General features: G+C 61.7%; 6 protein-coding genes and 1 tRNA gene. All 7 read right to left on the reverse strand.

What is annotated here, in order from left to right:
* Positions 1–48: 48 nt before the first annotated feature.
* A complete protein-coding gene (gene nusG / locus CK219_RS04715; RefSeq protein WP_095765525.1) occupies positions 49–576 on the reverse strand; it encodes a transcription termination/antitermination protein NusG in 528 nt (175 codons plus the stop codon).
* A 27-nt stretch (positions 577–603) separates the two neighbouring features.
* Positions 604–807 carry a preprotein translocase subunit SecE gene (gene secE / locus CK219_RS04720; RefSeq protein ID WP_095765634.1) on the reverse strand — a complete coding sequence of 68 codons (204 nt, stop codon included), beginning with the start codon at positions 805–807 and terminating at the stop codon, positions 604–606.
* A gap of 488 nt (positions 808–1,295) precedes the next feature.
* Positions 1,296–2,027, reverse strand: a complete 732-nt coding sequence (locus CK219_RS04725) for a cysteine hydrolase (RefSeq protein WP_095765526.1) — start codon at positions 2,025–2,027, stop codon at positions 1,296–1,298.
* A gap of 306 nt (positions 2,028–2,333) precedes the next feature.
* A tRNA-Trp gene (locus CK219_RS04730) sits at positions 2,334–2,409 on the reverse strand.
* 146 nt (positions 2,410–2,555) lie between these two features.
* Entirely contained in the window at positions 2,556–3,041 is a 486-nt protein-coding gene (locus CK219_RS04735) for a group II truncated hemoglobin (protein ID WP_095765527.1), read from the reverse strand.
* Positions 3,042–3,242: 201 nt separating this feature from the next.
* On the reverse strand, positions 3,243–4,841 hold the full coding sequence (locus CK219_RS04740) for a hypothetical protein (protein WP_245340382.1): 1,599 nt from the start codon (positions 4,839–4,841) through the stop codon (positions 3,243–3,245).
* A 217-nt stretch (positions 4,842–5,058) separates the two neighbouring features.
* Positions 5,059–6,234, reverse strand: a 1,176-nt coding sequence (gene tuf / locus CK219_RS04745) for an elongation factor Tu (RefSeq protein ID WP_095765516.1), incomplete at its 5' end; no start/stop codon positions are given.

Consider the following 6,234-nt stretch of genomic DNA (forward strand, 5'->3'; position numbering starts at 1 on the left):
GCCTTGCGGCGCGGTATCCCGACGCCCTTTCGGGCGCTGGTATGCGGATCAGCCCTTTTCGACCTGCCCGAACTCCAGATCGACGGGCACAGCGCGCCCGAAGATCGAAACTTCCACCTTGAGGCGGGCCCGCTCCTCGTCCACCTCCTGGACGACGCCGTTGAACGACGCGAACGGACCGTCCGAAACGCGGATCGCCTCGCCGATCTCGAAGGTGACCGAAGGTTTCGGCCGCTCGACGCCTTCCTGGACCTGGTTCAGGATGCGCTGCGCCTCGGTCTCGGTGATCGGCACGGGCTTGGAGTCGCCCAGGAAGCCGGTGACCTTCGGCGTGTTCTTGACCAGCGAGAACACGGCGTCGGTCAGATTTGCCTTCAAGAGCACGTAGCCCGGGAAGAACTTGCGCTCGGCATCGACCTTGCGGCCGCGACGGATCTCGACGACCTTCTCGGTCGGGACCACGATCTGCTCAATGTCCCCGGCCAAGCCCTTCTGCTTGGCCTTGTTCTCGATGTCCTCGGCGACCTTCTTCTCGAAGTTCGAATAGGCGTGGACGATATACCACCGCGCAGTCATTTCACGACCTCTCCGTAATCCGCCGAATTAATGCCCGAGACCCAGGATCCACTCGATCGCATAGCCCATCAGAATATCGGCAGCGAAGAAGAACAGCATCGCGATCACCGCGAATATCAGGACCATCACGGTCGAGATCATGGTTTCGCGCCGCGAAGGCCATGTCACCTTGGCCGTCTCCGCGCGAACCTGCTGCAGAAAGGTGAAGGGATTAGTGGTTTTCGAAGCCATGCGCCGCCTGTTTTCGAGACCCGTTGGCCGGGCCTCCTGGATGATCCCGCTGACCGGGACGCCTGGGCTCCATGCGGCGCGAATCAGCGCCGCTATTTCACCCACGCAAATCAGACGCGTAAAGCCGGCTTCCCAGCTCCACGCGTCGCGTGTCTGTCTTGTCTACATAAAACCGATTCTTAATCCACGCAAGTGGCAAGGGTCCGCTTTATGTCTCAACGCCGCCTCGGAACCATCCAGTCGTCCCGTCCCGGCTATACGGGGCTTATGCCCCAATTCCTGCCATATGGCAAGTCGTCCGCCGATTTTCAACGCCGGAGCGGCCGCTGCGGAGCCTTGAAGGTCTCGCATATGACGATTTCAGAGATTAAGCCTAAATCCAGGAGCGAGGAACCGGTCCGTCGGCTGGAGATCTTGACAGGTTCGGGTCGACGACGTGGCTACCGGAAGAGAAGGCGCGGATCGTGGCGATGCGCCGCCTCGTCAGCTCATTTGGCTAGTTCAAGACGTCCCTGAACTCGCTCCTCGATCGCCTTAAGGAAATCGTCGGACGTCGATGTCCATCCAAAGAGTATCTGCACGAGCGTGATCGAGGCTTCATGATTGCTCCTTGATGCGTCCCAGGCGATGGGCTCGCTGGTGCAATCCGTCAGCAGTATGCAGTGGTAGTCCCTGAAGAAGGCATCCCGAATTGTCGATTCCACGCACACGCTGGTCGTGCATCCTGTCACGATGAGGTGTTTGATACCTGCGGTTTTCAGAACAGAATCGAGTTCGGTCTCGTAGAAACCGCTGAACCGCGTTTTGTAGACGACCACATCCCCTGCCTCTGGCTTGAGGTCGTTAACAATATCCGTTCCCCAGGTGTCGCGGATCAGAATCCGGCTCTCGCTGCCATCCGGGGCCATCATGCTCTCACCGACCCCAAAGATCTGGAGATGTCGGAGACGATTGGGGGCGTCCGATGTTCCGAGGTCCGAGAGGTCGGAATAATACCCCATCTTCAGATAGATAACCGGCACTCTCAAATCGCGAGCGGCAGCTATTACTCTGGCCGTAGGGCCGACAGCCCGCTGAATCCCGGAGATATCGATTCCCGCTCTGTCGAACATTCCACCTTGCGAGCCGAAGTCATTCTGCATGTCCACGACGAGAACTGCGGCGTTAGCAAGATCAATCGAAATAGGTTGAGGCTTCGCGTCGATGACCAGGGGATGCATTTTTGTCCTCCCACCAGAAAGAGGTGTCGCTCTTTGCGCCCTTGGCTATCAAGACCCACCACCTACGTTGCGTCAAGAAAGGGGAGAGTTACATCCCTGCTCGACGGCCTAAGAACGGCGGTTGCAGTCAAGCGCTAGGGACGAAACCTTACATCGTTGGTCTTAAGGCGCAACGATTTTGCCATTCACAGGCCCGCGACACGGGCCGGCAGGTAGATGACCTCAAGGGCCGGCAGACGCGCGGAAGAAAAGGCAGATTTCGGCTATCGAGAGGGCGGTTGCCGGATGCCTGCCCTCTTGAAGGAATGGCACGGGCAGCAGGGCTCGAACCTACGACCTGCGGTTTTGGAGACCGCCGCTCTACCAACTGAGCTATGCCCGTGCATGCGCTTGTTCGGCGCAGGCGCTTCCTAAAAGCTTCCGTGCGCTCTGTAAAGAGCACTCTGCAGTGGTTTTGAAACCCTTTGCCGGAAATCTGGATTCCATTACCGCCGGCGACCGATCGCGTTCGCCAAACAACCCCCGCGCCTACGACTTGCCGGCCGGCGGCTTGTATGGCCCGCCCGGCACGCCCCAGCCCCAGGCGGGCATCGGCTCGGTCTCGGGATCGCAGGTTTCGCCCAGATTCGAGTTCATCTTCGCCAGCCGCGATCCCCACTCGACATAACCCATGAAGGCCGAGCGGAACTCGGGGTCATCGGGCAGGCCGACCTCATCCGCCGCGTCGGCAAGGAGATTGATCCAGCGGCGGCGCTGCTCCTCGGTCAGATGCTTGCCGAGATGATGCATCACCATCTCGCGATGGCCGCCATGCTTCTCGCTGTAGGTCTTCGGGCCGCCGAAGACCTCGCCGATGAAGGCGGCGACATGCATCGGGTGATCCGGCGACATCATCCTGAACACCGGCCCGACGACCGGATCTGCCGCCACCTTGTCATAAAAGGTCCGGGTCAGCCGGTTCAGCGCCTCGCTGCCGCCGGCCCATTCGTACAAAGTCGGGATGTCCTCGCTCATCGCCGCTCCTCCCTGTGCATACAGCAAGATAGCGGCAGCGCCCTGCCCCGCTCAACCTGCCTCGATGGCCAGTGCGCAGCTAGAGCATGATCCCGAACCGAAGGTCAGCGAATGCAAAAAGTGGAAACCGGTTTTCGGAGAAGATCATGCTCCAACAAAGAGTTAGATCAGGATGGCGATTCACCGAAACGTCATCCTGATCTACAGCTTCGCCGGCGCCTTCGCCTCGGCATCGGCGGACGGAAGAGCCCGGCAATTGTCCGGCCTGGGTGCGGATCCGCAAATGGTGGCGCCCGTCAGCGCGTCCACCGATTGCGGTCCGGTCGTCAGCCCGAATGTCTTCAGTTCGTCCCGGCTGAGTTCCCTGTGCTTTGCATATTCGGCCGACTGCATGGCGGCGAAAAAGCCCGAGCCGACCGCCATCTCGTCGAGATAGGCCCTGACCTTGTCTTCCATGCCCATGGAATGCACGAGGAAGCGCGCACCGGCGCCAACGAGGCGCCGGACGCCGCCGGCGACCATCACCGCGCAGGCGGCGTCGCATTCGGCGCCGGCATCTATGGTGAGCCCGGCATGGAGACCGTCGGCCGCGACGCACCCCACGGCGCCCGGATCGCAGTCGAGAAAATCCGTTCGGGCGACCGCGATATCCAAGCCGTGCTCGCGGATCAGCCTGCCCGCGGCGAGCGCAGCCTGCACATCTCCACCCGGCGAGTTGATTACGACCGGCAACCGGCGCTCACGGATCGTGTCGAGCAGTTGGCGCAGCTTGTCGGCCGTATCTGCGGCGATCGTGCCTTCCGCCGAAATCCATTCCGGACAATCGGGATTGCAGAGCGGGTTGCTGCCGCGAACAAGAACGAAACGCATCTGCTGTTCGTGGGCTTGCGGTGTCGGCGGCGGCGCCGGCGCTGTATAAGAAGGTCCGGCCTCTACTGCCGCGACCGCGACGGGCGCGCCGTTCGCGGGAATCTCGCGACAATTCGCCGGTGCCGGATGGCGCTGGCAAATGGTTCTCTCGGTCAGCAGATCGAGCGAATCGAGGCTGGTCACGAGCTTCATCTCCAGCATGTCATCGGGCTCGATCTGCCTGATGTCACTGGCAGGTGTGGCCTTCATCACGGCCAGCACGCCCTGCTCGACGCCCATCTCCTTCAAATAGGCCGACAGCCGCTTCTCGATCGCCTTGCTCATCTCATAGGTCTTGTAGCTGCCGGCATTCTTGCGGCTGACGATCTTGGTGCCGATGATCTTCTTCTTGCCGTTCACAACCCGGTAGGTGGTGCGGTAGAGCAGTTTTTCGCGCTGGTAGGTGGTGGTGATCTGATGGACGCCGAGATAGGCCCATTCGCCGACGACGCGGTGGATGCCGCCGGCAAACATCAGCGGACAGGCCGAATTGCACATCGCACCGCTGTCGTAAGCGACGCCGGAATAGGGCTGACCCTTGCCGTCATTGTCCCGGCAATTTTTCGTCCCCGGCGAGCAGCCGGAAAATTCCGTGATGCCGACCGCGATATCGAGCTTGTTCTTGCGGACCATGCGGCCAAGCTGCAGCGCGGCATCGACATTGCCGCCGGGAGAATTGACGACGATGGGCAATTGCCGCCCGCCGAGCGTCTTCAGCAGGCGTTTCAGTAGCGCCGGCGTGCCGGCCTCGATCGTGCCTTCGGCAGAAATCCATTCCGGGCAGTTCGGCTCGCAGCCCGGCGCGCTGCTGCGCACCACGACGAAGCGCATGGTCGGACCGTAGTCCGGCGGCTCTTCCTTTGCGCCGGCGCCGAAGGCGGCCAGCCCCATCGCGGCGGCCAATCCCAGCCGAAGCAGCCCGCGCCAACACCGCATGGTCTTTGAATGGAATGTGGAAACCACGTCTGGCAAGCCCCTCGGTGCAACCATACTAGTTGCGGCGCCGGTGGTTGCAACAGAATTGAAAAGGGCCTGGCAGCACTGCTTCAAACAAAAGGGCGGCCCGAAGACCGCCCTTTCCTTGTCGAACCGGCGAAAGCCGGACCGATTACTCTTTGATGGTGACGACGATGCCGGCACCGACGGTGCGGCCGCCTTCACGGATGGCGAAGCGCAGCTTCTCTTCCATCGCGATCGGCACGATCAGCTCGACGTCGACGGTGATGTTGTCGCCGGGCATCACCATCTCGGTGCCGGCCGGCAGCGTCACGATGCCCGTCACGTCCGTCGTGCGGAAGTAGAACTGCGGACGGTAGTTGGTGAAGAACGGCGTGTGACGGCCGCCCTCGTCCTTGGTCAGGATGTAGGCTTCGGCCACGAACTTCTTGTGCGGCTTGACCGTGCCGGGCTTGGCCAGAACCTGGCCGCGCTCGACGCCTTCACGGTCGACGCCGCGCAGCAGCGCGCCGATGTTGTCGCCGGCCTGGCCCTGGTCGAGCAGCTTGCGGAACATCTCAACGCCCGTGCAGGTCGTCTTGGTGGTCGGACGGATGCCGACGATCTCCAGCTCCTCGCCGACCTTGACCACGCCGCGCTCGACGCGGCCGGTCACAACCGTGCCGCGGCCCGAGATCGAGAACACGTCCTCGATCGGCATCAGGAACGGCTTGTCCAGCGGACGAACCGGCGTCGGGATATAGGCGTCGACCTGCGCCATCAGCTCGCGGATGGCGTCCTCGCCGATGGTCTTGTTGGAATCTTCCAACGCAGCCAGCGCCGAACCCTTGACGATCGGAATGTCGTCGCCGGGGAACTCGTTCTTCGACAGGAGCTCGCGAACCTCAAGCTCGACCAGCTCGAGCAACTCGGCGTCGTCGACCTGGTCGACCTTGTTCAGGAACACCACGATCGAGGGAACGCCGACCTGGCGGGCAAGCAGGATGTGCTCGCGGGTCTGCGGCATCGGGCCGTCGGCGGCCGAAACCACCAGGATCGCGCCGTCCATCTGCGCCGCACCCGTGATCATGTTCTTCACATAGTCGGCGTGGCCGGGGCAGTCGACATGGGCATAGTGACGGTTGGCCGTCTCATACTCGACATGCGCCGTCGAGATCGTGATGCCGCGCGCCTTCTCTTCAGGTGCCGCGTCAATCTGGTCATAGCGCTTGTATTCGCCAAAATACTTCGTGATCGCCGCCGTCAGCGACGTCTTGCCATGATCGACGTGACCGATCGTGCCAATGTTCACATGCGGCTTGGTGCGCTCGAATTTACCTTTTGCCAT

It is taken from the genome of Mesorhizobium sp. WSM4313 (genome assembly GCF_002294725.1).
Lineage (GTDB): Bacteria > Pseudomonadota > Alphaproteobacteria > Rhizobiales > Rhizobiaceae > Mesorhizobium.

Excerpts from the sequence above, each read along its gene's own strand:
- nusG (WP_095765525.1), bottom strand. The coding sequence starts at position 576 with ATGACTGCGCGGTGGTATATCGTCCACGCCTATTCGAACTTCGAGAAG.
- secE (WP_095765634.1), bottom strand. The coding sequence starts at position 807 with ATGGCTTCGAAAACCACTAATCCCTTCACCTTTCTGCAGCAGGTTCGC.
- CK219_RS04725 (WP_095765526.1), bottom strand. The coding sequence starts at position 2,027 with ATGCATCCCCTGGTCATCGACGCGAAGCCTCAACCTATTTCGATTGAT.
- CK219_RS04735 (WP_095765527.1), bottom strand. The coding sequence starts at position 3,041 with ATGAGCGAGGACATCCCGACTTTGTACGAATGGGCCGGCGGCAGCGAG.
- CK219_RS04740 (WP_245340382.1), bottom strand. The coding sequence starts at position 4,841 with ATGGGGCTGGCCGCCTTCGGCGCCGGCGCAAAGGAAGAGCCGCCGGAC.